Source organism: Cognatiyoonia koreensis (genome assembly GCF_900109295.1).
GTDB classification, from domain to species: Bacteria; Pseudomonadota; Alphaproteobacteria; order Rhodobacterales; family Rhodobacteraceae; genus Cognatiyoonia; species Cognatiyoonia koreensis.
In genome coordinates this window covers 2,234,287-2,259,660 of sequence record NZ_FOIZ01000001.1, presented here as the reverse complement: position 1 = coordinate 2,259,660, position 25,374 = coordinate 2,234,287, and the positions used below count along the sequence as shown (strand labels likewise).

Below are 25,374 nucleotides of genomic sequence, written 5' to 3'. Positions count from 1 at the left end.
GCCAGCCTATGTCATCCCGTCAGGGACAGCAATTGGTCCGCTTAGGCGCGCCTTGTTGAATTCTCCCATGCGACGCAACACGTCCACGCCCAGCTGCCGATAAAGGTCAAGCAAATCGACAAGTACCCAATTCTCTCGGATTTTACCGCCTTCCATGCGCCAGAAATCGAGGCTGCGCAGCAGAACCTCCCGTCCTGCTGGTGCGATTCCCATCCAACCGTCGTCGGTAAGTGTAAGTCGCATATTGGGCCAGCCGGTCTCGCACACATATGCACCTTCGCCGAACCAGTGGGATGAAAGGCCGCCCGTTCCGTCCAATCGGCGGTCGGGCATGGCATTCAGGAACGGGATCTGATGCCAGTTCCGAAACCCCGAGATTCCGCGGCCTGTGCCTATCCCCGCAGGCCCGTACCAATTGAAACACGGGTGCCAGTATTCTTCGAGGTTCATGCAGTGCGGATCAGGATTTTCTGGATACTTGCAAAGATCTGTCAGCATCGCGATAACGTGGTCATGGGTTGCCTGTCCGTCTCCTGAAACGGTCAACCCATCGCCGGTCATCGGACCGGGTGTGCACAGAAACGCCCCAAGTTGCGGTGCCATCGGCCAAGCCCTTGCTTGCATCATCAACTCCGGAATGTCCCAGATTGCTTGCATATGGACGACCTTACCGTCCGCGATCTGGAAGAACTCGTGATAGCGCATATGCGCCAAATGGCCCGTGGGCGGGATGCCAAGGAAAGGGGCCGCGAATGTGCCCATGTAGTTCCCCATCATGCCGACCCAGTCCTGCCCTTCCGGTGTTTTCCCCGCCAAGACGATCATGTCACGCCTTTCTAGGTCTGACATTGCATCATGGAGAGGGCCAAGGCAGTCATCGAAGAATACCGTAGGCCCACCGAGTTCCCCGAAAGGGTGGCACATGTTGATCACAGCACCGCTGCTGAAAACATCGCGCAAAGCCGCTGCGACTTCAGTCTTTTCGAAAGTCGCTGTTGCAGCCCGGTAGGGGGCTAGAAGTGCTTTAAGCTCTTTGGGTGTCATTCGGTTGGCCTTTTTGATCGATACGCCGAACAGATCAGCACCTTTGGGGTGCCAGGGACAAGGTAGAAAACGAAAGGGCGTCACTTGGCGTCAAGCGGACCCTGCTCCAAATGAATTGACCTAACTGCGTAAGGCTGGTGCAGTGCAAATATGGAAATTCAGAAAAACCCTTTTCGCGGCACCGGAATGTTGCATTCAGACCTTGATGCCATGCCGTGGCCCGTCGCGGATGCCTCCGCCACACAAGCCCTGCTTGTCCGGTGCCCGCGCGCTGCTTTAACACCGCTGGTCGCGGCAAGCGACTTGGCCGAGCATTGCAGCGTTGCGAGGATTTTTGTCAAAGACGAGCGCACGCGCATGGGACTAGGCAGTTTCAAAGCGCTGGGAGCCGCGCATGTCATCGCCAAGGACGCCTTGGCGAATGCCTCCGCAGGCAAGACCTACGTCACGGCAAGCGCGGGTAATCACGGGTTGTCCGTGGCAGCAGGTGCAGCAGCATTCGGCGCACAGGCCCGCATCTATATCGCAAACAGCGTGCCCGAAAGCTTTGCGAAGCGTCTACGTGATATTGGCGCCGAGGTCGTGCGCGCCGGAGAGGTGTACGAGGAAAGCATGGCTGCCGCTGCGAAAGCGGCGCAATCTGAAGGTCTCGTTCTGCTGTCGGATAGTTCTTGGCCCGGTTACAGCGATATTCCCCACGTCCTTATGGAAGGCTACCTGTCCCTGATGGCAGAAGCTGTTACGCAAATCCCAACCGCCCCGACGCATATCTTCTTGCAGGCCGGTGTTGGGGGTCTCGCGGCAGCTTGCGCGGCGCATGCGCGACTCGTTTGGGGCGATGGACCAAAGATTATCGTGGTCGAGCCGGATGCAGCTCCAGCACTTGCCCAGTCGATCGCAAACGCGGCACCGACTGCCACGCGCGGTCCGGTCTCAGTCATGGGACGTCTCGATTGCAAGGAACCGTCTCTGATCGCTCTTAAGGGCCTTGCCCGCGACGCCGATTTTTTTGTGACGATCAGCGAACACGAGGCAGAGGCAGGGACGGATTTCGTCGCGGGGTATGGGCTTCAGTCGTCACCATCTGGTGCGGCGGGGCTGGCGGCATTGCTGGCAGTGGATCAGCAAATGGACACCCTTGGACTTTCTAAAGAGTCGGTTGTCTTGTCAGTCCTGTCGGAAGAAGCCGCAACATGATTGGCGGGCAGGGTTTTCCGGATCGCGAATTTGAAACTCGCGTCGCACGTGCGCAGGCTGTAATGGCGAAATATCAGATAGCTGCGTTGCTTCTGACGACCGAACCTGATGTACGATATGTGACGGGCTTTCTGACGCGATTCTGGGAAAGCCCGACTCGCCCGTGGTTTGTGGTTCTTCCCGCAGCTGGCAAGCCAATTGCTGTAATCCCGTCTATTGGCGCGAACCTGATGGGTTCAACTTGGATTGAGGATATCCGATGCTGGTCTGCGCCGAATTACACCGACGATGGCGTCAGCCTGCTGATCGAAACGCTGGGGGAAGTGACCGAAAAGGGTGACACGATTGGGGTGCCTTCAGGGATTGAAACACATCTGCGCTTTCCGCTCGACAGTTGGCAGCGTGTGCAATCTGGATTGTCAGACAGAACGTTCGGAGGCGACAGTGCGATCATGCGTGACCTTCGGATGATCAAATCCGATGCAGAGATCGCCAAGATCAAGGACGCATGTAACGTGGGACATCGCGCGTTTTCGCGTGTTGCTGAAATCGCATCAGCCGGCGTTGCGCTCCGTGACGTGTTTCGTCGTTTCCAAATCTTATGTCTGGAAGAGGGAGCCGATTACGTTCCTTATCTCGCAGGTGCAGCAGAGAAAGGGGGATATGCCGATGTGATCTCTCCGGCGACGAATGCGGCATTGGAGAAAGGTCATGTGATGATGCTTGATACCGGATTGATGCTCGATGGGTATTTCTGCGATTTCGACCGCAATTTTTCCATCGGACAGCCTGATACAGCAGTTGCGGGTGCGCACGAAAAACTTGTCATCGCGACACGCACCGCGTTTGAGCAGGCGCGGCCCGGGCAGACGGCAGCTGATCTGTTCCACGCAATGCTTGGTGTTGTGGGGCAGCAAGGCGCGGGTGCTGACGCGGGTCGTTTTGGTCATGGTTTGGGGATGCAACTGACGGAAGGGCTTTCGATAATTCCGAATGATCATACCGTTCTTGCACCCGGCATGGTTCTGACGCTCGAACCCTGCATTGCGCTTGGGTCGGGCAAAATCATGGTTCACGAAGAGAACATCGCCATCCGCCAAACTGGCGCAGAATGGCTGACAGTGCCTGCGAAACCTGAAATTGACGTGATCCCATGACACCGAAAGCACCCTATCGCTATCATGCACCGCCGCTTTTGCGACCAACCCTCGGTGTGGTCGTGCTTGCTGCAGACGAAACTATCGAGTCTGACTTGCGCCATTATTTTCCGGCAGAGATCGATTGGTTTACAACGCGCGTAGGATCATCAACGGAAGTGTCGAGCCAAAGTCTTGCCGATATCGCATCACGGATCGGTCCTGCGGCATCCTTGTTTCCGCACGGTCGGAAATTCAAAGCCATTGCCTACGCCTGCACATCCGGGGCGGCTGAAATCGGGCCCGACGGCGTTGCATCAAGGATCAAGGCCAACGCAGATACTGAATCTGTCACAGACCCGGTAACGGCGCTTGTCGCAGCCTGTGGTGCGTTGGGCATCAAACGCCTCGGCTTGTTGTCACCCTATGTCGCCTCGGTTTCTCAGAAGCTGCGCAATGTTCTTCTGGATAACGGCATTGCGACGCCTGTGTTTGGCAGTTTTGAAGTTGCAAAGGAGGCCACGGTCGTGCGGATTGATGCGCAATCAATCAATGATGCGGCGCTAGACCTCATGGCGGGTGCTGATGTTGATGCGCTGTTTTTGTCCTGTACGAACTTGCAGACGCGCGATGTGATTGCGCCACTCGAACACGCCTTGGGAAAACCGGTTCTGACAAGCAATCAGGTATTGGCTTGGCACATGATGCATTTGACGCAGGCTGGCACCATTGTGGCGGACGGAGGCCGTTTATTTAATGAGCATGGGCGAGCCGGGACGCGCGGATGAAAGTCGCGATGAAAATCCCGGTCATAACCAGAATGATCGTTGGTGCCGGTTCACTGTTAATAATAAAACTAAGGTAGATGCCAACGACCGACGATACCGCCGTTACGCTGACCGCGATGACAAGCATCCGATCAAAGCGACGCGTTAGAAGAAATGCAATTGCCCCGGGCGCGATCAAAAGCCCGATCGACAGTATGATCCCAACAGCTGAAAGGGTCGCGACAATTGTCAGCGAAATCAGCGTTAGCAAGCCGTAGTGTAGCCATCCGACCCAAAGACCGACGGCCTGCGCCTGCACCGGATCAAAAGCATGCAACATGAAATCCTGCCGTTTGGCGATTATGACAACTGCGACGACGCTGGCGATGACCGCAGCAGTCAACATCTCGCTACCATTGATACCGAGCATATTTCCGAACAGGATGTGATCGAGGTGAATGTCAGAACTGATCTTCGTGTAAAGCACGATCCCGAAACCAAACATTCCCGAGAAGACAATTCCCATGATCGTGTCCTGCTTCACCCGGCTGTTGCCTGACAGAAATCCTGTGGCAAGTGCGCAGAACATCCCTGCAACGAAGGCCCCTATGATCAGTGGGATATTGATAAGGTAGGCAAGCACGACCCCCGGCAGAACGGCATGGCTGATCGCATCCCCCATCAGCGACCAACCCTTCAGCACCAAATAGCACGACAGCAGGCTGGTCGGGACCGAGAGGATCAGCATCATGACAAACGCGCGCTGCATGAAAGGGTAGCTGAATGGCTCCAGAAGTGTTTCGATCATTGCTGTACCAGTGCCTTTGCCGCACGTCGACGGGCAGCAAGATAGCCATGTTTGGGGGCAACAAAAAAGACGATCAGAAAGATCAGCGTTTGCAAAGATACGATCAATCCACCCGTCGCACCGTTCAAGAAATAGCTAAGATACGCTCCGAAAAAGCTTGTCAGTGAGCCGATCAAAACGCTGAGCACCAGCAGCCTTGGAAAGCGGTCCGTCAAAAGATAGGCAGTCGCGCCCGGTGTCACGACCATTGCGATGACCAGAAATGCGCCAACCGTTTGCAGCGCCGCGACGCACGATGCCGAAAGCAGTGTGAAGAATACGACGCGCAGAATGCCAGGACGCAGACCGATGGAGCGTGCATGGTTCTCATCGAAAAACGTGACAAGCAGGTCTTTCCATTTCAAAAGAAGCACAACGAGTGTCACGAACCCGATAATGGCAAGCTGAAGCGTGTCCTCGGGTGTGATGGCAAGAATATTGCCTTGGGTGATTGTCTGCACGTCCACCGACGTCGGTGATAGCGAAACCATAAACAGGCCAAGCCCGAAAAAAGAGGTGAAGATCAATCCAATGATTGTATCCTCTTTCAGTCCGGTGCGTTGGTTCAGGAACAGCATCGTGCCCGCTGCAAGACCACCCGCAACGAACGCACCAAGCGCGAACGGCAGGCCAAGCATATAGGCACCTGCGACACCCGGAACGATTGAGTGGCTCAGCGCATCGCCGATCAGCGACCAGCCTTTTAGCATCAAATAGGCTGACAGAAACGCGCAGATCGCCCCAACAAGGGCGCTCACCCACATCGCGGTGAGCATAAAGCTATAACCAAAGGGCTCCAGCAAAATGTCCATCAGCTGTCCTGCTTGTCCTCATCGCCATAGACCACGAACGGCCGCTCGTCGTCGGTGATGACACGCACCTTGCGGCTATCGTCATCGTCATGCAGGTCATCCCCGCCGAGAACAAAGTGACGCAGCACCCCACCAAACGCGATTTCGAGGTTTGCATGCGTAAATGTCTCTTCTGTCTTGCCGAACGCCAAGACAGTTTCCTTGACCAGAATTGTGCGGTCGCAGAATTCGGGAACAGACCCCAGGTTGTGGGTCGATACAAGCATCACCCGGCCTTCTTCACGCATGTCCCGCAGCAATGCGATGATCGCATCTTCGGTCTGGACGTCGACACCGGTAAACGGCTCGTCCAGCAAAATGACCCGGCCTTCCTGCGCAAGCGCACGTGCCAGAAAGACCCGCTTGCGCTGGCCGCCTGAAAGTTCTCCGATCTGACGATTCCGGAAGTCGGCCATGTTGACGCGAGCAAGCGCCTGCGTGACGGCATCGCGATCCTTCTGTGAAGGGCGGCGCAGAAAGCCCATGTGGCCATAACGGCCCATCATGACAACGTCTTCAACAAGCACGGGGAAGGACCAGTCGACTTCCTCTGACTGAGGCACGTAGGCGACGATATTCTTGGCCAACGCTTCCGAGACTGGCAGGCCAAGGACGCGGATGCCACCTTTCGCGACAGGAACGAACCCCATGATTGCCTTGAACAGCGTGGATTTGCCCGCGCCGTTCACACCTACAAGGGCCGTGATCGTCCCCGTCGGAATTTGGAATGTTGCATCGCGGAGCGCTGTATGACCGTTTCTGTAGGTAACAGTCACGTCCCGTGCGTCGATGCCACTGGCGATGGTCATTTTGTCAAACCCGCGACAATGGTTTCCGATGTCACCCTGAGCAGATCAAGATATGTCGGGACGGGGCCGTCGACCTCTGTCAAGCTGTCGACATAAAGAACACCACCATAAGCCGCGCCGGTTTCGCGGGCGACTTGTTCGGCGGGTGCCTGGCTGACGGTGCTTTCGCAAAAGACCGCAGGGATTTCATTTGCGCGAACGGTGTCGATGACTTTGCGAACTTGCTGCGGTGTGCCTTGCTGGTCAGCATTGATTGGCCAGAGATAGACTTCCTTCATCTGAAAATCCTCAGCAAGGTAGCTGAACGCACCTTCGCAGGTGACAAGCCAGCGTTGATCGTCGGGCAAGGCAAGCACAGCGTCGCGCAGCGGTTCAATAACGGCGGTAATTTCGGCTTTATAGGCCTCTGCGTTGGCGCGATAGACGTCGGCGTTCGCTGGATCGTGGGTCACGAATGCGTCGCGTATATTATCGATATAGATCAAGGCGTTGGACAGACCCATCCATGCATGTGGATTTGGTTTGCCATCGTATTCGCCCTCGGAAATACTGATTGGCGTGATCCCATCGGACAGCGTGACACTTGGCACATCCGACAGATTGTCAAGAAATTGGGCGAACCACAGTTCAAGGTTCAGTCCGTTCCACAGGATAAGATCGGCACCCTGCGCACGTACAATGTCGCGGGGTGTTGGCTGGTAGCCGTGAATTTCCGCGCCGGCCTTGGTGACACTTTCGACAACGGCCGCTTCACCAGCCACATTGCGCGCCATATCCGCGATAACGGTAAATGTCGTGACGGCCTTGAACTTGTCTTCTGCGATCGCGGTCGTTGCCATGAACGTGGCCACAACGAGAACGAGGAGGCGGGTAAACATCCGTTTCTGCTCCAATGACTCAGTGAACGTACGATGAGTATGGGAATTGCTTTCATCTGTAAATGAAATTGATAACCATTCTCAAAGAGAGTAGTTAGTTGCGAATGGAGACCCGTCAATGAGCCTCGCGCAAGAAAAAATCACCAAAATGACAAAGGCCTTACGTCAGGCTGGCGTGCGTGTGACCAAACAGAGAATCGCTTTGCTTGCCGTGTTGGGTGAAGCCGACGATCATCCTGATGCCGAGGAACTGCTGCGCCGCACAAAGAGGGTCGAACCTGGGATGTCGCTTGCTACCGTCTATCGGACGTTGTCAGTCTTGGAGGCGGAAGGGGTTGTTCACCGCCACAGCTTCGAGGGTGGTGGCGCGCGGTTCGAAACCGCTGATCAATCCCATCACGATCACATTGTCGATCTGGATAGCGGTGAGGTGTTTGAGTTCAACTCAGCAAAAATCGAGCAGCTGCAGACCGAGATCGCCCGTGAAATGGGATACGAGGTCATACACCATCGCATGGAACTTTATTGTCGCAAACTTGGCTCTGGGTCAGGAAAGGGCGACTGAAAAACCTCTCTGCGTCGCAGGGCGTGACATCATCCGGTCATACCATGCGCGCACCTGCGGGAAATCGATCAGATCGACGCGGTGACGTTCGTGTCGCCAAGCCCAGCCTATAATCGCGAAATCCGCAATCGACACGTCTCCTGCCACATAGGCGCGTCCGTCCAACTGTCGTTCCAGCACGCCATAGAGCCTTCGGGTCTCCGCACCATACCGTTTCAGCCCGTAGGCTTGCGCTTCGGCATTCTCGACCCCAAGAAAATGATGGACCTGACCTGGCATCGGGCCAAACCCGCCCATCTGCCACATCAGCCATTCGAGGACGGCAATGCGTTGTGGCCCCGACGACGGCAGAAATTGACCATATTTTTCGGCCAGATAGATCAGGATCGCGCCGCTTTCGAAAACGCTTTGTTCGCCATCCATGATTGCGGGTATGCGGTTGTTCGGGCTGATCTTTAAAAAGGACGGATCGAACTGATCTCCGGCAGTGATATCCACCGGGTGCACACTGTAGTCCAATCCCATTTCTTCAAGTGCGACGCTGATCTTGCGCCCGTTCGGGGTGTCCCATGTATGAAGGTCGATCATCTGTCGCCATCCCTGCTGTGCTTGGCAACCATAGAGCGGTTTTTGAGTGGTTCGTCAAACGCGCGGGCAAGCGCTTTGCGCGGCATGCGGGCGCTGTTTTTGCACGTGACAGGTTGCACTTCGCTTTGTAACGTCAGACGCTCATGCGAGCGGGCGTTAAGTCCGCCAACTAAATGGGAGGAATTTATGACAACTCGTCTTTTCAAGGCGCTCATTGCGGGTGCCGTGGTCTCGACTGGTCTGACTTTCGGGTCGGCTGCGTCCGCGACAGAATGTATCGCGCCGGCGAACCCCGGTGGCGGTTGGGATTTCACATGCCGTCAGATCGGAAAGATCCTGTATGATATCGGCGCGGTCGACAGCCCCGTGCAGGTTACGAATATGCCAGGTGCCGGTGGCGGCCTTGCCTACAACCACGTCGTGTCAGAGCGGTCGGACGACGCTGACTTGATCGTTGCGGCATCATCCGCGACAACGACACGTCTGGCGCAGAATGCCTATGCGGGCATGACTGCGGATCAGGTTCGTTTCGTCGGCGCAATCGGTGCCGATCCCGGCGTGATTGTCGTGGCTGCTGACAGCCCCTATCAGTCACTGAACGATCTTGTGGATGCGATCCTTGCCGATCCCGGTTCTGTCGCGTTCGCGGGTGGATCCGCAGTTGGTGGTTTTGACCACATGAAACCGCTGATGATTCTGCAAGAGGCAGACTTCACCGATATCACCGCGATCAAGTATATCGGTGTTGACGGTGGTGCGGATGCGATCACCCAGACGGTCGGTGGGTTCACACAAGCGATGACCGGCGACATGTCCGAAGTCGTGTCATTCCTGGAAAACGGTGACATTCGCGTCATTGCGGTTCTCACCGAAGAGCGCGTTCCGGGCTTCGAGGACATCCCGACTGCAAAAGAGCAGGGTTATGATGTCGTCGCGGTGAACTGGCGTGGTCTGTATGTTCCAAAGGGCATCAGCGACGAACAGTTCGACGAATGGGCCGGCAAGCTGCAGCAGGTTGCTGACAGCGATGAATGGGCACAGGCAATGGCAGACAACGGTCTTGCGCCATTCACCAAGGTTGGTGGCGACTTCCAGTCATATGTCGACGGCCTTGTCGCCGACATCGCGGAAATGAGCGCTGAACTCGGGGTGACCCAGTAATGGCATCAGACCGAATTTTCGGTCTGATCGTCCTGATCACGGCAGTCGCATATATCGCGGCTGCCACACAGATCCAGACCAACATGTTTTCCGGTGAATTCCTGCCAAAGCTGTTTCCGTTGCTGATCGGCGGGGTCGCGGCATTGTCTTCGCTTGTCCTGCTTTTTAAGCCTGATCCCGATCCGGACTGGCCAGCGGCGCGAACCTGGGGAAACTTGCTGGTCGCGATCGTTGTTCTGGCAATTTATGCAGTCATGATCACACCGCTCGGGTTTATCCTGCCGACAGCAATCACCGCTACGATCCTGAGCTATCAGATTTCTCCAAACGCCAAACATGCGCTACTCAGCGGAGTTGGTTTGGCGATCGGTCTATTCGTCATTTTCAAATACCTGCTCTTGCTGGGCAATATCGTGGCCTACCGCATTCCGACTCCGGCCAAGTTGTGGGATGCCTTCAGCATTCTCATTCCATTCGTGGGGCACTGATTGATGGAAACCCTTGCAAATCTCGCACTTGGCTTTTCGGTTGCGTTGTCGCCTTACACGTTGATGCTTGCGATCATCGGTTGCTTTTTTGGGACGATCATAGGCGCGTTGCCGGGGCTGGGGCCATCAAACGGCGTCGCGATCTTGATCCCGATTTCCTTTGCGCTTGGTCTGGACGCAACGTCTGCACTCGTGCTCATGACATCCGTATACTATGGCGCGATGTATGGCGGGCGTATCTCGTCGATCCTTCTGAATATTCCCGGCGACGAACCGGCGTTGATGACCACGCTTGACGGCTATCCGATGGCAAAGCGTGGGCAGGCCGGTGACGCGCTCGTCCTATCGGGTGTCGCCTCTTTCGTGGGTGCATTTCTTGCGACGATTGGGCTCATCTTGTTGGCACCTGTGCTGGCACGGGTCGCGTTTCTCTTCGGGCCCGCGGAATACTTTGCGCTTTACCTGCTCGCGTTCTGCACGCTGGGTGGCATGGCATCGAACAACCAGGCCAAATCCGCAATCTCGGCCTGTATCGGACTTGGCATTGCAATGATCGGCGTAGATTCGTCATCCGGTCTGCCCCGTCTGACCGGCGGCAACCTGCACCTTTACGATGGTGTTGATTTCCTTGTCGCGATCGTCGGTCTTTTTGCAATTGCAGAGCTGTTCTTCTTTATCGAAAGCCACGGGAAAGGATCATCAATCGGTGTCGTGCTCGACAAGGTCAGGATTCCTTGGAAATACATCAGGGAAACGACACCCACGATGTTGCGGGCCTCTGGCGTTGGATTCATCGCAGGGGTTCTGCCCGGTGCGGGGGCGTCGCTTGGGTCTTTCCTTGCCTATATGTCCGAGAAATCCATAGCCGGTGAAAAAGGCGGTTTCGGAACCGGTGTACCAAAAGGAGTGGCAGCACCCGAGGCGGGCAATAACGCTGCCGCCGGGGGGGCATTGGTGCCAATGCTGACTTTAGGTGTGCCCGGATCGGGCACAACAGCTGTGCTGCTTGCACTCTTGATGACGCTGAACATCACACCGGGGCCCACGCTATTCCGTGACAATCCGGATGTGGTTTGGGGGTTGATTGCGTCCCTTTTGATCGCGAACGTCGTCCTGTTGATCATGAATGTTCCCATGGTGAAGATTTTCGTGAAAATCCTGACCGTTCCCGCTTGGATCCTTATGCCGGGCGTTACAATGATCTCCTTCACGGGCATCTACTCACTGACAGGCAGCTATTTCGACATGTTGATGCTGATTGGTTTCGGTGTCCTTGGGTACTTCCTGCGCAAGCTGGATGTGCCAACGGTGCCTGTAATTCTCGGGATTCTGCTGGGCGGTAATATGGAAGATGCATTGCGTCGCGCCATGACCCTGTCAGATGGCGATCCGACGTATCTCTTTTCAAGCTGGATCGCGATCGGTTTCTGGGTCTTTGCAATTGCAGGTTTCGTCGCACCGATGTTCCTGCGGAATGTCCTCAGGAAGCCACAGGCGATCACAGACTAATGGTCAAGGTTCTGATCCCCTCCGGTGCTCTTGGACTGAACTACGACAAGGTCGCACTGCGGCGTGGTGTGGCGGCGAAACCCGATATTATTGTCGTTGACGGTGGCTCTACGGACAGCGGGCCTGCATATCTGGGACAGGGCGTGTCAAAATACGCCCGCTCCTCGACCAAAATCGAATGGGCCGGGCTGATGGAGGCGCGCGCACAGGCGGGCGTTCCACTTGTTATCGGCACCGCTGGAACCTGCGGTGCTGACACGGCAGTTGACTGGATGTTGGACATCACCCGCGAAATCGCGGCAGAACAGGGAACCCCGCTTAAAATTGCGGTTCTCTATAGCGGGCAAGATAAGACAGACATCGCAAACGCGCTGACAGAAGGACGGGTTCAGCCACTTGGAAATGCGCCCGACATTTCCGAGACAATCATTCAGGACTGCACACATATCGTCGCGCTGGCAGGGGCCGAGCAGATCACAGCCGCACTAGATACTGGGGCCGATATCGTGATCGCCGGACGTACGACAGATACCGCAATCATTGCCGCGCTGCCGTTGCAGAAAGGGTGTCACGCCGGTGGTGCATGGCACGGGGCGAAGATTGGTGAATGTGGGGCGCTTTGTGCGACTAACCCGCAATCGGGCGTGATCCTTGTCGATTTCGATGCTGAAGGGTTTACGGTCACACCTCTGGCCGATGGAGCGCATGCGAGCCCGCACACAGTGTCTGCCCATATGCTTTATGAAAACGCGGACCCTTTTATCTTATATGAACCAGGTGGTCATCTTGATGTCACGCAGGCGAAATATGCGGCGATTGATAAAACGTCGGTGCGTGTAATGGGATCGCAGTGGGTGCCGTCAGAAACCTACACAGTCAAACTGGAAGGTGCGTGCCCGGCGGGTTTTCAGGTCGTTCTGATGGCGCTACTGCGCGACCGACGCTACGTCGAGAGCGCACAAATCTGGGCGGACGACATTGTCGCGAAATGTCGCGCCAAGGCGGCCGACCGTTTGCGAACTGACGATTTTACAATCGAAATTCGATTGATCGGTCAGAATGCCAGCTTTGGCAGCCTCGAAACTCGCAGGTCGGAAGCTGTTGAAATCGGCGTGCTCGCAATGGTCACAGCCCCGACAGAGGCATTGGCGCTTGAGATTGGCAAGATGCTCAACCCCTATCTTCTCCACCACCCGCTGACGCCGGATGAAGAACAACCAACTTTTGCGTTTCCATACTCACCTGCGGAAATGCCCCGGGGCCAAATCTACCGCTTTGCATTGAACCACGTACTGACATTGGACGATCCAATGGACGCGTTTCGGATAGAGGTGCACGACGTTGGCTGAACTGCGCACGCTTGTCCAGAAAGTACGGTCCAAGAACGCCGGCCCGTTTTGGTTGACGATAGATATATTCTGTGGCGATGCTGAACGATATGCAGATGTCATCAAACGCCTGAAAACGGACGCGGTTTCTCGACTGTTTCAATCCAATAGCCAGACCCTGAAGCGGTTCGATATCGCTGACCTTCATGTCATCAAGTTCAGCCTGCCGCGCCCGGCGATACAGGGCGATATACATGACCGCGACATGCACGGCGCGTCATGGGCCGCGCTTTTGGCAGAGCTGGATATCTAGGCGAAAATGCCCGCGGAACGATAAGTGAAACCGGGAAACAGCAAATCTATATCATCGAATTTCATGTGACGGGTCATCACATCGGAAAGCACGGTTCGATAGTCAGTCGTGATGTCCAGATCTGCGCCAGAGTCCAAAGCATCATTTGAAAGGCCCGGCCACGCCCCTATCATGCGGCCACCCTTAACTGTCGGCCCAAGCACCATCATCGCATTTCCGAAACCGTGATCCGTGCCGCCAGAAGTGTTCGCCCTCAAGCGGCGTCCGAACTCACTCATCACCACTACGGTCGTGTGTTCTTGATGCGTGCCAAGATCGCGCCAAAACGCACCTAGTGCGCCGGAAAGATCATGCACCAGCCCGCCAAATGCACTGGATTGGTCCATATGCGTATCCCATCCGCCAAAGTCGACGGTCGCGACACGCAACCCCATGTCGAGCTTGATTGACTGGGCTACAGATATCAGAGAACGGGAAAGGTTGCATTCAGGATAATCCGCTTCCGGCACGTAATCGGTTACCTCACCAGCATCATTTACGATCCGGCTTTCGAGCAATGAAGACAATTGCAGCAGGCGTTCGACAGGCTGCGCGAGAAGGCTGTGCGTGCCAAAACCGCTAGCGAGGCGCTGTTTCAAGAGCGGCGCAATATCCCAACCCTGCGCGATGATAAGGTCGCTCAGTTGCTCAGCAAGTGCCACTTGGGCAGCGCCGCCCAAACTGTCGGGCACTTCAGAGCCGATTGCCAACGTGGGCAAAAGCCCTTCTGGCGCGATTGCGGTCAGATACCGGCCAAGCCAGCCGCCTGCCGCGCCGTTGGGTGCTGCGCGCTCCATCTTCGCTTCGGCATCGAAATGGCTGCGCGTACCGTCCGTCAGCCCGGCCGCGTGGATAATGGCCAATTCCTTGGCTTCAAAAAGCTCCCACAAGAACTTTGCTTGTGGGTGAAGGCGGAAATCGACATCTGCCGCCTGCTCGGACAGCAATAGGCCGGCATCATCGCCTTTGCGCTCAACCCGCAGGGTGTCCGGGCGTGCCGCAACCAAGTCCGCATCTCCGGCAGGACAGACCAGATTGAGGCCATCACAGCCGCCGCGCAGGAACAAAACTACAAGGATTGGATCTGCCATCAGCGCACCATGAATTCCGGATTGACCGCCGCGATGACAATCGCGGATTGCGCGGCCCACCTGATCCACCCTGGATCATCTCTTGGTAGCGGGTCGGATGAAGCAACGCCCATCAGCTCAATCCACGGATCAACGGAATCGAGCGCGCAGACACGTGTCGTCCAGTAAGTTCCTAGATCACCCCATGTCCGCAGTCCGTCAGGAATACGTTCAAGTGCGGCGACATCGGCGGCTTCAAACCAGTCTTCATGCGCGGCAAGCAGCATCGAAATTGTGCCGTTAAGCGTGCGCGTATTGGCCCAGTATTCCGAACGGTCAGAATGTCCAGTTGGCGGCCGGACCGCATGCTGTGACCAGCCGGCATCCTGCAAATAGGCAGTGAAGGTCATTTGTGGGCTCGCGACTGACGCACCAGTGCGGCGATACAAGGCTGCTAGCACTTCGAAGGGCCGACGCAGTTTTGTCTGTGGCGTGGTTGCGAATTCGTCGTCCAGCACGATCGCGCGGATCACCTGTGCGATTTGATCCGGCGCTTTGGCTGTCGATCGGAACATGGATGCGACCCGCGCATGATACGCATCGCTTGGGCTTTCGATGCCCAGTCGCAACAGAAATTTGCGGGTGACGAAGCGTGCCGTTGCAGGGTGATACGCCAAAAGATCCAGCACACGACGCCCGTCCTCCATCGGTCCGGCATTGGGTGGAAATTCGGTGGCGAGGATTCGTTTCTGATACGGGTCATGCCAGCTTTCAACATAGGCGAACCGACCCGTGCGTGGCGTTTCAACACCTTCATCAACCCAGCGCCCGTCACCAACAGTCCATCCCGTAAATGCACGTGCAACCTCGTAAACGTCCTGATCGATATAGCCTTTTGCGAGGCCATCGCGCGCGCCCGGCACGGCAGCCCAGTCGTCATAAAGATCGTTGTGATAGTGTTCCGCACCAAGCGTATGCAATTCAAGCAATTCGCGTGCATAGTTTTCGTTGGCGGGGCTCGCGCGTGACCCGTCGTTGTTAAGATAAGTCAGCATTGCAGGAGACGTAGCAACAGCTCCGAGCAGTTCGCGGAAGTTTCCAAGTGCGTTGGCGCGCAGAATTGAATCGTAGGTGGGAAAGTAAACAGCGGTTGCTTCATCCTTATAAGCATTCACGCTGAAATGGTCGTGCCAGAATTGTGTGATGACTTCGCGCAGTTGGGCCTCTGAATGAACGGCGCGGATCAGCGATGCAGCAACCACTTCGTCCGCCGGACGGATGCGCTCGCGGTAATTGAATGGTTTCTCATAATCGAGAAGATCCAGCATTTCCGCGGGATCACGAAACAAAGCAGACAGGGGTCGCATTTCATCCACGGCAGCATAAGTCGCACCGGACTCCTGCATTCCCGCATCAAAAGCAATGTGCAGCCAGGCGTCGGCAAGTCGGGCCTTCAGGTCCGGCGGGTTTGCTGGGATCGAAAACTGCTGATCCAGCCAACTCGCCAGATCGCCGATCTCCTCCCCTGGTCGCGCGCCAAAGGTCAGACGATTTAGAAGAATATCGGAAGGCGATGATGCAAAGGCCGACTTGGCCAAGCCTGCCACCAGCGAGGCCAGGGCCGCCTTGTGAAACGATCGGCGCGACAAGTGGAACATGCACAAAGCTTTGGGCAGTTCGCCGAAGCGGTCAACCGTCTTGTCGGAAGTGGATGATTTACGCGAGAATTGGCGCGTTAGAAGTTGACTTCGACACCGGGCAGATCCAGCCCCTTTATCAGATCGCGCAGTTCCTGCCTTGCGGCGACATTGGAAATATTCATGCCCTTCACGCCAAGGTCGCGCAGATCAAGCAACGTCAGGCCTCGTGGAAAAAGCTCGCGAAAAATCACCCGCTCATTGAAACCTGTCGCGGTACGGAATCCGATCCGCTTGGACAGCTTGTCCAATGCACGATGCATTTTTTCCTTGTTGACCATGGCCTGCGCGCCAAGACGGTTGCGCACCACGACCCAGTCAATCGGGGGCAGGCCAGCCTTCGCGCGCAACTGACGGGCATTCCAAACCATTTCCGAGTACACCGACGGACCCGTGATTTCTTCAGCATCCGTGTCAACATGAGCCAAAAGGTCGAAGTCAATGAAACTGTCGTTTAGCGGCGTAATCAGTGTATCAGCTAGCGAATGGGCAACCTGTGACAGCCGTGTGTGGCTGCCGGGACAGTCGATCAAGATGAAATCGGCGTTGGGCTCCAGCTTGGCAACGGCCATCGAAAGGCGGTGGTCATAGACGTTTTCGCCCGGACGAAGCTGGCTTTGATCTATTTCAGGTAGGTCCTGATAGGCCGGGGTGGGCAGGTCCAGTCCGACTTTTTTCATGTAGGTCAGACGGTTGTTGATATAGCGGCCCAGCGTCTTCTGGCGCAGGTCCAGATCAAGCGTGCCGACCTTGTGGCCCATGCGCGCCAGCGCCGTCGCGACATGCATGGCGACTGTGGATTTCCCCGCTCCGCCCTTTTCGTTTCCGACAACGATTATATGTGCCACGGCTCAGCCCTCACCGACTTATTTTGTGCGATCTTATGGCGCACGATCATGTGTGAAAAGTGCAAGTGACCAGAATGTCTCATTTTTGCAGCGGGCTTGACAGATCGGCAACAAAGGGCCATTTGCACCTCAGGGCGCGCATCCTGCCGCGTGAGCAGAGCGTTGGCGCAAGCCAGACGCAAGACGCGCCCGAGAATTACAGGTTCCCACAATCACGCAGGGGGTCCAGCGCCAATTCGGGCGCAGCCACTGCAACCGCGCGCCTTTCCGGCGCCGAACCTTACGTGCGGGCTCTTCCCGCCAGAAAGACACTTATGGACTTTGATATGCTGGGCCTCGCGCCCCGTCTTGTTGCGAAATTGAAAGAACAAGGCATTACTGACCCGACCCCGATCCAGACCCAGGCGATCCCGCATGCCATGAACGGCCGCGATGTGATGGGCCTTGCGCAGACGGGCACGGGCAAAACCGCAGCCTTTGGCCTGCCGATGATCGACGCCTTGATGAAGGCAGGCGTCAAGCCGAACCCCAAGACTGCACGCGGCCTAATTCTTGCGCCAACACGCGAGCTGGCCAAACAAATTGCGGACAATTTGACCGATTATACCAAGGGCAGCCATTTGAAGGTCGCGCTTGTGGTGGGGGGAGCTGGCATCGTTGCCCAGCAAAAGCGTCTACAGAACGGTGTCGACCTTCTGGTGGCGACACCAGGTCGCCTGATTGATCTGCTGGACCGCAAAGCCGTGCGGCTTAATGAAACGATCTATCTGGTGCTGGACGAGGCGGACCAGATGCTGGACATGGGCTTTATCCACGCATTGCGCCAGATCGCGCCACTGCTGGCGAACGATCGTCAGACCATGATGTTCTCGGCCACGATGCCAAAACTGATGTCGGAACTTGCAGATACATATCTCAAAGACGCGGTGCGTGTGCAGGTGAACCCTCCTGGGCAAGCGGTCAAGAAGATCGACCAGCGCGTACACTTTGTTGCGCAGGCGGCAAAATCCGAGCTGTTGGTCGAATTGCTCGATAAGCACCGCGATGAATTGGCTTTGGTTTTTGGCCGCACAAAACATGGCTGCGAAAAGCTTTTCAAATTCCTTGAGAAAAAGGGTTTCGCCGCGGCATCGATCCACGGCAACAAATCCCAGGGCCAGCGCGAACGCGCGATCGAGGCGTTTAAGTCCGGCAAGGTGCGTGTGCTTGTGGCCACCGACGTCGCTGCGCGCGGTATCGACATTCCCGGTGTGCGCCACGTCTATAACTATGATCTGCCAAACGTTGCTGAAAACTACGTTCACCGGATCGGGCGGACAGCGCGGGCAGGGGCCGAAGGCACAGCCCACGCGCTAGTCGCTCCAGACGAGATGATCGAACTTAAAGACATTGAAAAAGCGATGAAGGCGACGATCCCTATCGCGTCAGGCCGCGAATGGGATATCCAGCCGGGTCAGAAGAAGCGCCCGAACGGTGGCGGCGGCGGTGGTCGCGGACGCGGCAAGCCGCGCAACGCTGGTGGGGCCGGTGGTGGCAACAAGCCGGGTCATACCAACGCAAAACCGAAGTCGGGCAACCGGCGGCGCAAGCCTGCAACGGGCCGCGGGCGCAGCACTGCGGCTGCGTAAGGGAAAAGAGCAAGATAAGAGAAAGCCCGCCACTTTGGCGGGCTTTTTTACAAAGGAATTGCGGACTGAAGTCGGTTATTTGGTGTGATCATTCGCACTATGTCCTCTCTTGGGAAAATCGACCGAACCGCTGGCCAATCAAATTCATTCTGAGGCAGTCCATGGCGCAAAATGCCACCGTTTATAAGGTAGAACTTTCCGTGTCGGATATGGATCGTCACTACTACGAGACCCACAAACTCACGGTCGCCAAACATCCATCAGAAACGGATGAACGGCTGATGGTGCGCATTCTTGCTTTCGCACTGAATGCGCACGAGCAGTTGGAAATGACGCGTGGCCTATCGACAGATGACGAGCCTGATATCTGGCGGAAAAGCCTAAGTGGTGAACTTGAACTGTGGGTGGCGTTGGGACTTCCGAGCGAAAAAATTGTCCGTCAGTCATGCGGCAAGGCCGACAAGGTGATTGTCTACACATATGGTGGCAAAACAGCAGAGATGTGGTGGGAAAAGATCAAAAACGGCACAGCCCGCTTCGACAACCTTTATGTCAGCAATCTCTCGGAACAAGAAACCGGTGACTTGGGCCGGCTCGCAAATCGGGCCATGAAACTGCAGATCAATATTCAGGACGGCGAGGTCATGGTCAGTGTTGGTGACAATATCGTATATGTCACTCCGGCCAAATGGAAAGATGCCGGTCGCTGATCGATCTCAACAATTCGCAAAGCTGAGATTCTTCGTTCTGAATGGTGCGTTCAAGCATGGCTAACGACATGTCCAACAAGGTTGCCGTCCAATGTGTATCTTTAACCCGCGACCCAACCGTTTTCATTTAACGCTTTACGCACCTGATCGGTGCTGACGTGCTTGTCACGCGACGCCTTATTACACGTCACGATCATCACCTCTCGTTTTCGCCCACGATTTTTTGCAAGCCAGTTTCATAGCTCCTGCGCTGAAGAGACTTTAATTCTTTTGAGCTTGGGCGCGATCATGGGATGCGGTCCTGTGTGGTACGCGCGGATTTTAAGTCAAAGCAAAGACCGGGGCAAACGCGCCTTCCACAAAGCAAAAAGGCCCGCCAAACTGGCGAGCCTTTTCGAGATTTGGACAGCGAGACGTCGTTTAACACAACGCTGAAACCGTGTGCCGCTTTCGGGCGCTTTTCATTCAAAAGCCCCTGCCGCGCACTGGTCGCTTTACTTTAAAACGACCTTAGAAGCCCAGACCAGCGTACTTGTTCTTGAACTTGGATACGCGACCGCCAGCGTCCATCAGACGGGTGCCGCCACCGGTCCATGCAGGATGCACGGATGGGTCAACGTCAAGCGACATCTGGTCACCTTCTTTGCCCCAAGTGGATTTCATCTGAATCACAGTGCCATCTGTCATCTTGACGTCGATGATGTGATAATCTGGGTGAATGTCTTTTTTCATGACAGCAATCCTTACGCTTCAGCGCCAGTCGGCGCTTTGTAATTTGCGACCTCAGCGATACGCGCGGATTTACCACGGCGCGAGCGGAGATAGTACAGCTTGGCGCGACGCACGCGACCGCGGCGGACGACTTCGATGCTGTCGATGTTGGTAGAGTGCAGCGGGAAAACACGTTCCACACCCTCACCAAAGGAAATCTTGCGCACTGTGAAAGATCCGGCGATGCCCGATCCGTTTTTGCGTGCAATGCAGACGCCTTCGTAATTCTGAACACGGGTGCGCGACCCTTCGGTCACTTTGTAACCCACGCGGACGGTGTCACCCGCTTTGAAGTCGGGGATGGTTTTCCCCAGCGCAGCAACCTGCTCCGCTTCGAGTTGTGCGATCAAATCCATTGATACGCTCCTTTGTTTATCGGCAGGGTATTTCCCTACAGCATTATGCGCGATCTCAGAGCTCTGTGTCGTTATCGGGTTCACCGCGGTGCCCGCCAGAGGTATGTCGTCGTTTGTTTTTTTGTGGCTGTCCGGCCTGTCCGGTGAAGCACTGCCAACGAAGACAGGTTCGTTTGTCCGGATGGTTCCATAAACCAGCACCCGGAATCAGTGATGAGACCGAGGATGGCTGCGTATAGGATGAAGGGTGATACGGATCAAGCGGTATCCAAGTGCCGCGAGGAAAAGTTGGTCTGCGACGGTGTCGGCTCCTTCAGGCCCATTGCTGACGCTCAGCCTATTTTGTGCTAAGATATGCGCAAGGAGATGGATCGATGTTCAAGATTGACAGATTTATCGCTGACTGCGTCGAAGCCGTCGAGAATGACCCGACACACAAAACGGTTGCAGAGTTGATGCGTCGCGCAATGTCCAATTCTTCTGATGTGCTTGCAGCGTTAGGAGAGCCAGAAGAGCCGGGTATCACTCCGCTCTATCAGTCTTCAGATTTGACGATCGTGAATCTAGCTTGGAAACCAATGACGACGATCCCCCCGCATAACCATGAGATGTGGGGTGTGATTGGCATCTACGGCGGCCGGGAAGACAATATTTTCTGGCGTCGCGTCAAGGATCATCCGGAGGGGCTGATTGAAGCGGCTGGTGCAAAAGCACTTTCGACCGGGGATGTTTGCCCTCTGGGCGTGGACATTATTCATTCCGTGACCAATCCGGTTCCCCGACTCACCGCCGCATTGCACGTTTACGGCGGCGACTTTTTTGCGGCGGAACGCAGCGAATGGGAGGCCGAACGGCTGACTGAACACCGGCTCGACATGGATGCGGTACGGGCACGGTTTTCGCAGTAGAGATGCGCATTAAGCAAGGTCGGGTTCGTCTGCGCTGCCGACCTCGGCTTTTAAGTGTCGTCTAAATGCTTTTTCCACAAGTCTGGCCGCCGTTCGCGAGTGATCCGCTCAGACTCTGCCTTGCGCCACTCTGCAATCTTGGCATGGTTGCCCGATAGAAGAACCTCTGGGATCGCGTGCCCCTCCCACTCGGCTGGCTTGGTATACTGCGGATGTTCCAGCAGGCCGCTGGAAAAACTCTCTTCAACCGCGCTGTCCGCGTTCCCCAGAACGCCCGGCAGCAGTCGTACTGTGGCATCGATCAGCGCGTGTGCTGCGATTTCGCTGCCGGTCATCACAAAATCGCCAAGGCTGATTTCCTCGATCCCGTAATGCTGCAACACTCGTTCGTCTACGCCTTCAAAGCGACCGCAGAGCAGCGTGATACCATCCATCTGCGCAATGTTCTGCATCATCTGCTGGTTCATCGGTTTCCCGCGTGGCGACAGATAGACCAGCGGCATGCGCCCTTTGGCACTGGCACTGGCATCGCGCAGTGCCGCGTCCAGCACATCGGCGCGCAGGACCATGCCGGCACCGCCACCAGCGGGCGTGTCATCGACGTTGCGATGCTTGCCGATGCCGTATTCGCGCAGATCAAACGTGCGGAGTTGCCAAATTCCGTCTTTAAGTGCCTTACCTGTCAAGCTTTCGCCCAGGATTCCAGGGAATGCTTGTGGGAACAGCGTGATGATCTGGGCCGTCCATGCGCCCGCAAGATCAGGCGCGTCGGTCATCAATTCGCGCGGTTTGAAGGTTGGACTGATCGATTTGCGTCCAATGGCTTTCGGGCTTTTGGTCATGGGAACCTCTTACGCCTTTCGGCCGGTATCGCGCAACTTGGCATCTGCGCGGGCGCGTGCGGCGATGCGGTCTTTCATCCGTTTCAGCTCTGCCTTGTCATTGATTGTGCGGTTGAGCTTCAGAAATTCTGCTTCGTCTTCTTTCGATAGTCCGGTGTTGGAACGATGAGCGGCGGGCAGCTTTGCCTGAACGTCTTCCGGCACGCCCATTGCCTGCAGTGCCGCACGCGCTGGTCCCAGCCTGTGTCCGCCGGTTTCTTCAAGTCGGGCGGTGATGACCGGCACGCCAAGGGCGTGCCCGATGGTCTGCGCTTCCGTCATTATATCGGGCAGGTCGGACAGTGTCGCACAAAACGTTTCAAAGTCGTCCGTGATCCGGATCGAGCGGACGACATGGCCGTAGACGCTTTTGATCCAGCTCTCATGATCGCGCAGCGTGTAGAGGAATGTGATCTCCACATTTGGCCCGAACCGCTCTCGCAAGGCGGCGATAATTTCCCGACCAAGCGGGATCGCGGCGGTCTTGAAATCCTGCACTGTCCCGCCGATGACACGGCGATGACCGGGCATGACGCCAGAGAAACCTTCCCACGATAGAAAGATCACCTTGCTCTGTGGGATGGATGTTAAGAATGCGTCAAAGGCCCTTCGAAACTGTCGCCGTCGCCAGAAGAATGGACGCAAACCGTAGATACGACCCAGATTGCCCGCATCCAGAAAGTCGGCCTTGAGGTAGATCGCACCGTAATCCGTCAACCTGCTGCGATGCGCCTTGAGATAGGATTGCAGACTTGACGTACCGGTCTTGTGAAACCCCGGATGAACGATCACGCGGATCGGTTCAGGCATCGGGGAAAAGGCCGTCGGGCGGGTCAGCAATGATCCGTTTTGCGGCAAGGTCGACGGTTGGCACTGCAGCTTGCGTAAAGGGTAGCAAGACAGTTTCGGACTGGCCGGGCACGTTGAGTTCGAGCAGGTCGCCGGCACCGTGATCCATCACGTTCTTGACCTTGCCGAGTATTTCGCCACCGGAATTCAGAACGGTCAGACCGATGAGATCGGCGTAGTAGTATTCATCGTCCGGAAGCGATGGCATCACCTCACGTGCGGCATAAAGTGGCGTGTTTCGAAGGGCGTCGGCATCTTCTTTGGTCACGACACCATCAATTCGGGCGCTGAAACCGTTCTTGATCTGACCCGTGATGACAATTTGGGCGAAGGCGTGCCCGTCTTCGGTATAAAGCGGGGTGTAATCCGCAATCGCTTGCGGATCTGCGCAAAAGGATTTCAGGCGGACCTCACCGTGGACGCCGAAGGCACCCGCGATCGTTCCGACGATGATCCGTGCGGTCATTGGTTCACCTGCTGATAATCGATGCTGCTTGTCGATGTGGCACCGTAAAGGATCGCGCCAGCTGAGCCGACGTTAAACGAGATAAGAAAGACCACACCGACAGCGCCGGTCGTGGTGATCAGGAACAAGAGGACCAGAAGAGGGAGAAAGCTGAGCGCTAGCATGGTGCAAAGGGGCGGTCCGCAAAGGCGGACCGCCAGTGACTTCCTTACTCTTCAGCCGCAGCTTCTTCTGCGGGTGCTTCTTCCGCGGGTGCTTCTTCAGCTGGGGCATTTGCAGCTTCTTCAGCGGCTTTTGCCTTTTCGGCTTTCTCGTTCGCGCGATCCTGCGCAGCCTTGCCCGGTTTGCCCTTCTTGGGGTTACTGCGTGTTTTCTTGGGCAATTCGCCAGCAGCTTCCAGCATCCGGGAAATACGGTCTGTTGGCTGGGCACCTTCGCCAAGCCAGTATTTCACGCGCTCCATGTTCATTTTGACGCGCTCTTCGCTATCCTTGGGAAGCATCGGATTGTAAGTGCCCAGCTTTTCGATAAAGCGGCCATCGCGTGGCATGCGGCTGTCGGCAGCGACGATCGAGTAGAAAGGGCGCTTCTTGGAGCCGCCGCGGGCGAGACGAATTTTCATAGCCATGGTTGGTTTTCCTTCAGGTGTTTTCTTGGTGTTGCTTATGGTGCTGAATGACTTCAGCGATGATGAAGTTCAAAAACTTCTTGGCGAAATCCGGGTCGAGATCGGCCCGGTTCGCCAAATCTGTCAGCCGCGCGATCTGGGCCGCTTCGCGGTCGGGATCGGACGGGGGCAGGTCGTGGGTGGCTTTCAGCTTGCCAACCGCTTGCGTGTGCTTGAACCGTTCGCCAAGCGTATAGACCAGAATGGCATCAAGGCGGTCGATGCTTTCACGATGCTCTCTCAAGAGCGCGGCGGCGCGATTAGCGACATCAGTCATGGGATGGCTCCTGTGCTTGGGCGCAAGACGCGAAACATAAGGGTTGTCTGACAAAATGGGCTGAAGGCTCTGGTAGGCTGGCATAGCCAGAACAAGCGTCGCAATCGGCGCGCTGAGAAAGGCGAAAAGCCAACCGATTTCTATGCAGCTTATGGATCATGCCGCCACCCTTGGATGCCGATAGACATATGCGCCGGGGTAGCGTTCTGGCGGGGTCGCCGCATCGTCGCGGACGGCCCCGAGCTTTTCTGCCAACGCGATCGAGCGGTAGTTGTCCGGATCGATATAGCTGACAGCCGTGTCCCACCCCAGTTCCGTGAAAGCATGGTTGATGGCTGCGCGCGCCGCTTCGGTTGCGATGCCGGTGCCCTCGACTGCCGGATCAAGGACCATCCAGCCAATTTCCTTCTCAGGCCAGTCGATGGGATGCCACGGACCGATCAAAGCGATGTTCGTGTCATCGCCAGTGCGGGTGACCGACCACATGCCGAAACCGTTGATGTCCCAATGTCCGATCTCACTGGCGAAGGTGCGCCAAGCGACGCCAATATGGTCCGGGCCGCCAATGGCACGTGACCGCTCGGACGTCAGGAAGTCGCGAAACGCGGGCCAGTCGGACGCTTTCGGGCGTCGCAATGTCAGGCGTTCCGTTGTCAGCATGGGATTGCCTCACATGGGGCAAGATGGATGTCCGCTGCGCGCATGGCACCGGCGGACCCTCCGGGG

Annotated in this window: 30 protein-coding genes; 12 read left to right on the top strand and 18 right to left on the bottom strand. The window is 56.3% G+C overall.

Annotation, left to right across the window (positions count from 1 at the left end):
* Positions 1-6: 6 nt before the first annotated feature.
* Entirely contained in the window at positions 7-1,044 is a 1,038-nt protein-coding gene (locus BMY44_RS11235) for an ester cyclase (RefSeq protein ID WP_089994065.1), read from the bottom strand.
* A gap of 150 nt (positions 1,045-1,194) precedes the next feature.
* Here BMY44_RS11235 and BMY44_RS11230 point away from each other — a divergent pair, with 150 nt between their 5' ends.
* Genes BMY44_RS11230 through BMY44_RS11220 form a run of 3 tightly spaced genes read left to right on the top strand, consistent with a single transcriptional unit; the run spans position 1,195 to position 4,165 of the window.
* On the top strand, positions 1,195-2,241 hold the full coding sequence (locus tag BMY44_RS11230; RefSeq protein ID WP_089994063.1) for a pyridoxal-phosphate dependent enzyme: 1,047 nt from the start codon (positions 1,195-1,197) through the stop codon (positions 2,239-2,241).
* A complete protein-coding gene (locus BMY44_RS11225; protein ID WP_089994061.1) occupies positions 2,238-3,398 on the top strand; it encodes a M24 family metallopeptidase in 1,161 nt (386 codons plus the stop codon). The genes BMY44_RS11230 and BMY44_RS11225 overlap by 4 nt, the downstream gene beginning before the upstream one ends.
* Complete coding sequence (locus BMY44_RS11220) at positions 3,395-4,165, top strand: maleate cis-trans isomerase family protein (RefSeq protein WP_110521944.1); 771 nt, start codon at positions 3,395-3,397, stop codon at positions 4,163-4,165. The genes BMY44_RS11225 and BMY44_RS11220 overlap by 4 nt, the downstream gene beginning before the upstream one ends.
* Here BMY44_RS11220 and BMY44_RS11215 read toward each other — a convergent pair.
* From BMY44_RS11215 to BMY44_RS11200, 4 genes are read right to left on the bottom strand one after another with little or no spacing between them, the layout of a single operon-like run.
* The gene (locus BMY44_RS11215) at positions 4,131-4,952 is read right to left on the bottom strand and encodes a metal ABC transporter permease (protein WP_089994058.1); all 822 of its coding nucleotides are present in this window, start codon (positions 4,950-4,952) and stop codon (positions 4,131-4,133) included. The genes BMY44_RS11220 and BMY44_RS11215 overlap by 35 nt on opposite strands.
* On the bottom strand, positions 4,949-5,803 hold the full coding sequence (locus BMY44_RS11210) for a metal ABC transporter permease (protein WP_089994056.1): 855 nt from the start codon (positions 5,801-5,803) through the stop codon (positions 4,949-4,951). The genes BMY44_RS11215 and BMY44_RS11210 overlap by 4 nt, the downstream gene beginning before the upstream one ends.
* Positions 5,803-6,651, bottom strand: a complete 849-nt coding sequence (locus BMY44_RS11205; protein WP_089994053.1) for a manganese/iron ABC transporter ATP-binding protein — start codon at positions 6,649-6,651, stop codon at positions 5,803-5,805. The genes BMY44_RS11210 and BMY44_RS11205 overlap by 1 nt, the downstream gene beginning before the upstream one ends.
* Positions 6,648-7,529: a metal ABC transporter substrate-binding protein gene (locus tag BMY44_RS11200; protein ID WP_089994050.1), complete on the bottom strand. Its 882-nt coding sequence runs from the start codon at positions 7,527-7,529 to the stop codon at positions 6,648-6,650. Before BMY44_RS11200 ends, BMY44_RS11205 begins: the two co-directional genes overlap by 4 nt.
* A 118-nt stretch (positions 7,530-7,647) precedes the next feature.
* On the opposite strand from BMY44_RS11200, the gene BMY44_RS11195 reads away from it, so the two are divergent.
* Positions 7,648-8,094, top strand: a complete 447-nt coding sequence (locus BMY44_RS11195) for a Fur family transcriptional regulator (RefSeq protein ID WP_089994048.1) — start codon at positions 7,648-7,650, stop codon at positions 8,092-8,094.
* Here the strand turns inward: BMY44_RS11195 and BMY44_RS11190 are convergent.
* Positions 8,077-8,682, bottom strand: a complete 606-nt coding sequence (locus tag BMY44_RS11190; protein ID WP_089994045.1) for a glutathione S-transferase family protein — start codon at positions 8,680-8,682, stop codon at positions 8,077-8,079. The genes BMY44_RS11195 and BMY44_RS11190 overlap by 18 nt on opposite strands.
* 186 nt (positions 8,683-8,868) lie before the next feature.
* On the opposite strand from BMY44_RS11190, the gene BMY44_RS11185 reads away from it, so the two are divergent.
* The 5 genes from BMY44_RS11185 to BMY44_RS11165 are packed head-to-tail and all read left to right on the top strand — an operon-like array spanning position 8,869 to position 13,481.
* Entirely contained in the window at positions 8,869-9,843 is a 975-nt protein-coding gene (locus BMY44_RS11185; protein ID WP_089994042.1) for a Bug family tripartite tricarboxylate transporter substrate binding protein, read from the top strand.
* Entirely contained in the window at positions 9,843-10,331 is a 489-nt protein-coding gene (locus BMY44_RS11180; RefSeq protein ID WP_089994039.1) for a tripartite tricarboxylate transporter TctB family protein, read from the top strand. The genes BMY44_RS11185 and BMY44_RS11180 overlap by 1 nt, the downstream gene beginning before the upstream one ends.
* Before the next feature lie 3 nt (positions 10,332-10,334).
* Positions 10,335-11,840: a tripartite tricarboxylate transporter permease gene (locus tag BMY44_RS11175; RefSeq protein ID WP_089994037.1), complete on the top strand. Its 1,506-nt coding sequence runs from the start codon at positions 10,335-10,337 to the stop codon at positions 11,838-11,840.
* Positions 11,840-13,189 (top strand): acyclic terpene utilization AtuA family protein, encoded by a 1,350-nt coding sequence (locus BMY44_RS11170; protein WP_089994034.1) that lies wholly within the window; start codon positions 11,840-11,842, stop codon positions 13,187-13,189. The genes BMY44_RS11175 and BMY44_RS11170 overlap by 1 nt, the downstream gene beginning before the upstream one ends.
* The gene (locus BMY44_RS11165) at positions 13,182-13,481 is read left to right on the top strand and encodes a DUF4387 family protein (RefSeq protein ID WP_089994031.1); all 300 of its coding nucleotides are present in this window, start codon (positions 13,182-13,184) and stop codon (positions 13,479-13,481) included. Before BMY44_RS11170 ends, BMY44_RS11165 begins: the two co-directional genes overlap by 8 nt.
* Here the strand turns inward: BMY44_RS11165 and BMY44_RS11160 are convergent.
* The 3 genes from BMY44_RS11160 to BMY44_RS11150 all read right to left on the bottom strand — a co-directional run bounded on the left by BMY44_RS11160 (position 13,478) and on the right by BMY44_RS11150 (position 17,135).
* Positions 13,478-14,611, bottom strand: coding sequence for a DUF1501 domain-containing protein (locus BMY44_RS11160; protein ID WP_089994029.1), 1,134 nt, complete (start codon positions 14,609-14,611; stop codon positions 13,478-13,480). The genes BMY44_RS11165 and BMY44_RS11160 overlap by 4 nt on opposite strands.
* Positions 14,611-16,248: a DUF1800 domain-containing protein gene (locus BMY44_RS11155; protein ID WP_089994026.1), complete on the bottom strand. Its 1,638-nt coding sequence runs from the start codon at positions 16,246-16,248 to the stop codon at positions 14,611-14,613. The genes BMY44_RS11160 and BMY44_RS11155 overlap by 1 nt, the downstream gene beginning before the upstream one ends.
* Before the next feature lie 77 nt (positions 16,249-16,325).
* Positions 16,326-17,135, bottom strand: coding sequence for a division plane positioning ATPase MipZ (locus BMY44_RS11150; RefSeq protein WP_089994024.1), 810 nt, complete (start codon positions 17,133-17,135; stop codon positions 16,326-16,328).
* Between the two features lie 314 nt (positions 17,136-17,449).
* Between BMY44_RS11150 and BMY44_RS11145 the strand changes: the two genes are divergently transcribed.
* Together BMY44_RS11145 and BMY44_RS11140 are read left to right on the top strand one after the other, a co-directional pair.
* Positions 17,450-18,763 carry a DEAD/DEAH box helicase gene (locus BMY44_RS11145; RefSeq protein WP_089994863.1) on the top strand — a complete coding sequence of 438 codons (1,314 nt, stop codon included), beginning with the start codon at positions 17,450-17,452 and terminating at the stop codon, positions 18,761-18,763.
* 161 nt (positions 18,764-18,924) lie between these two features.
* The gene (locus tag BMY44_RS11140; RefSeq protein WP_089994021.1) at positions 18,925-19,473 is read left to right on the top strand and encodes a YaeQ family protein; all 549 of its coding nucleotides are present in this window, start codon (positions 18,925-18,927) and stop codon (positions 19,471-19,473) included.
* A 510-nt stretch (positions 19,474-19,983) separates the two neighbouring features.
* On the opposite strand, the gene rpmE is transcribed toward BMY44_RS11140, so the two are convergent.
* Complete coding sequence (gene rpmE / locus BMY44_RS11135) at positions 19,984-20,205, bottom strand: 50S ribosomal protein L31 (RefSeq protein WP_089994019.1); 222 nt, start codon at positions 20,203-20,205, stop codon at positions 19,984-19,986.
* An 11-nt stretch (positions 20,206-20,216) separates the two neighbouring features.
* Positions 20,217-20,600, bottom strand: a complete 384-nt coding sequence (gene rplS, locus BMY44_RS11130) for a 50S ribosomal protein L19 (protein WP_089994016.1) — start codon at positions 20,598-20,600, stop codon at positions 20,217-20,219.
* Positions 20,601-20,974: 374 nt separating this feature from the next.
* Here rplS and BMY44_RS11125 point away from each other — a divergent pair, with 374 nt between their 5' ends.
* A complete protein-coding gene (locus BMY44_RS11125) occupies positions 20,975-21,508 on the top strand; it encodes a cysteine dioxygenase family protein (protein WP_089994015.1) in 534 nt (177 codons plus the stop codon).
* A 50-nt stretch (positions 21,509-21,558) separates the two neighbouring features.
* Here the strand turns inward: BMY44_RS11125 and trmD are convergent, their stop codons facing one another.
* The 7 genes from trmD to BMY44_RS11095 form a co-directional block, all read right to left on the bottom strand.
* Positions 21,559-22,350: a tRNA (guanosine(37)-N1)-methyltransferase TrmD gene (gene trmD / locus BMY44_RS11120; RefSeq protein WP_089994012.1), complete on the bottom strand. Its 792-nt coding sequence runs from the start codon at positions 22,348-22,350 to the stop codon at positions 21,559-21,561.
* 9 nt (positions 22,351-22,359) lie between these two features.
* Positions 22,360-23,199: a hypothetical protein gene (locus tag BMY44_RS11115; RefSeq protein ID WP_089994010.1), complete on the bottom strand. Its 840-nt coding sequence runs from the start codon at positions 23,197-23,199 to the stop codon at positions 22,360-22,362.
* A complete protein-coding gene (gene rimM / locus BMY44_RS11110; RefSeq protein ID WP_089994007.1) occupies positions 23,192-23,704 on the bottom strand; it encodes a ribosome maturation factor RimM in 513 nt (170 codons plus the stop codon). The genes BMY44_RS11115 and rimM overlap by 8 nt, the downstream gene beginning before the upstream one ends.
* Positions 23,701-23,868 carry a hypothetical protein gene (locus BMY44_RS18215; protein WP_165611824.1) on the bottom strand — a complete coding sequence of 56 codons (168 nt, stop codon included), beginning with the start codon at positions 23,866-23,868 and terminating at the stop codon, positions 23,701-23,703. Before BMY44_RS18215 ends, rimM begins: the two co-directional genes overlap by 4 nt.
* Before the next feature lie 44 nt (positions 23,869-23,912).
* Positions 23,913-24,332, bottom strand: a complete 420-nt coding sequence (gene rpsP / locus BMY44_RS11105) for a 30S ribosomal protein S16 (protein ID WP_089994003.1) — start codon at positions 24,330-24,332, stop codon at positions 23,913-23,915.
* Positions 24,333-24,345: 13 nt separating this feature from the next.
* Positions 24,346-24,648, bottom strand: coding sequence for a chorismate mutase (locus BMY44_RS11100; RefSeq protein WP_089994000.1), 303 nt, complete (start codon positions 24,646-24,648; stop codon positions 24,346-24,348).
* 156 nt (positions 24,649-24,804) lie between these two features.
* A complete protein-coding gene (locus BMY44_RS11095; RefSeq protein WP_089993998.1) occupies positions 24,805-25,308 on the bottom strand; it encodes a GNAT family N-acetyltransferase in 504 nt (167 codons plus the stop codon).
* Positions 25,309-25,374: the final 66 nt, after the last annotated feature.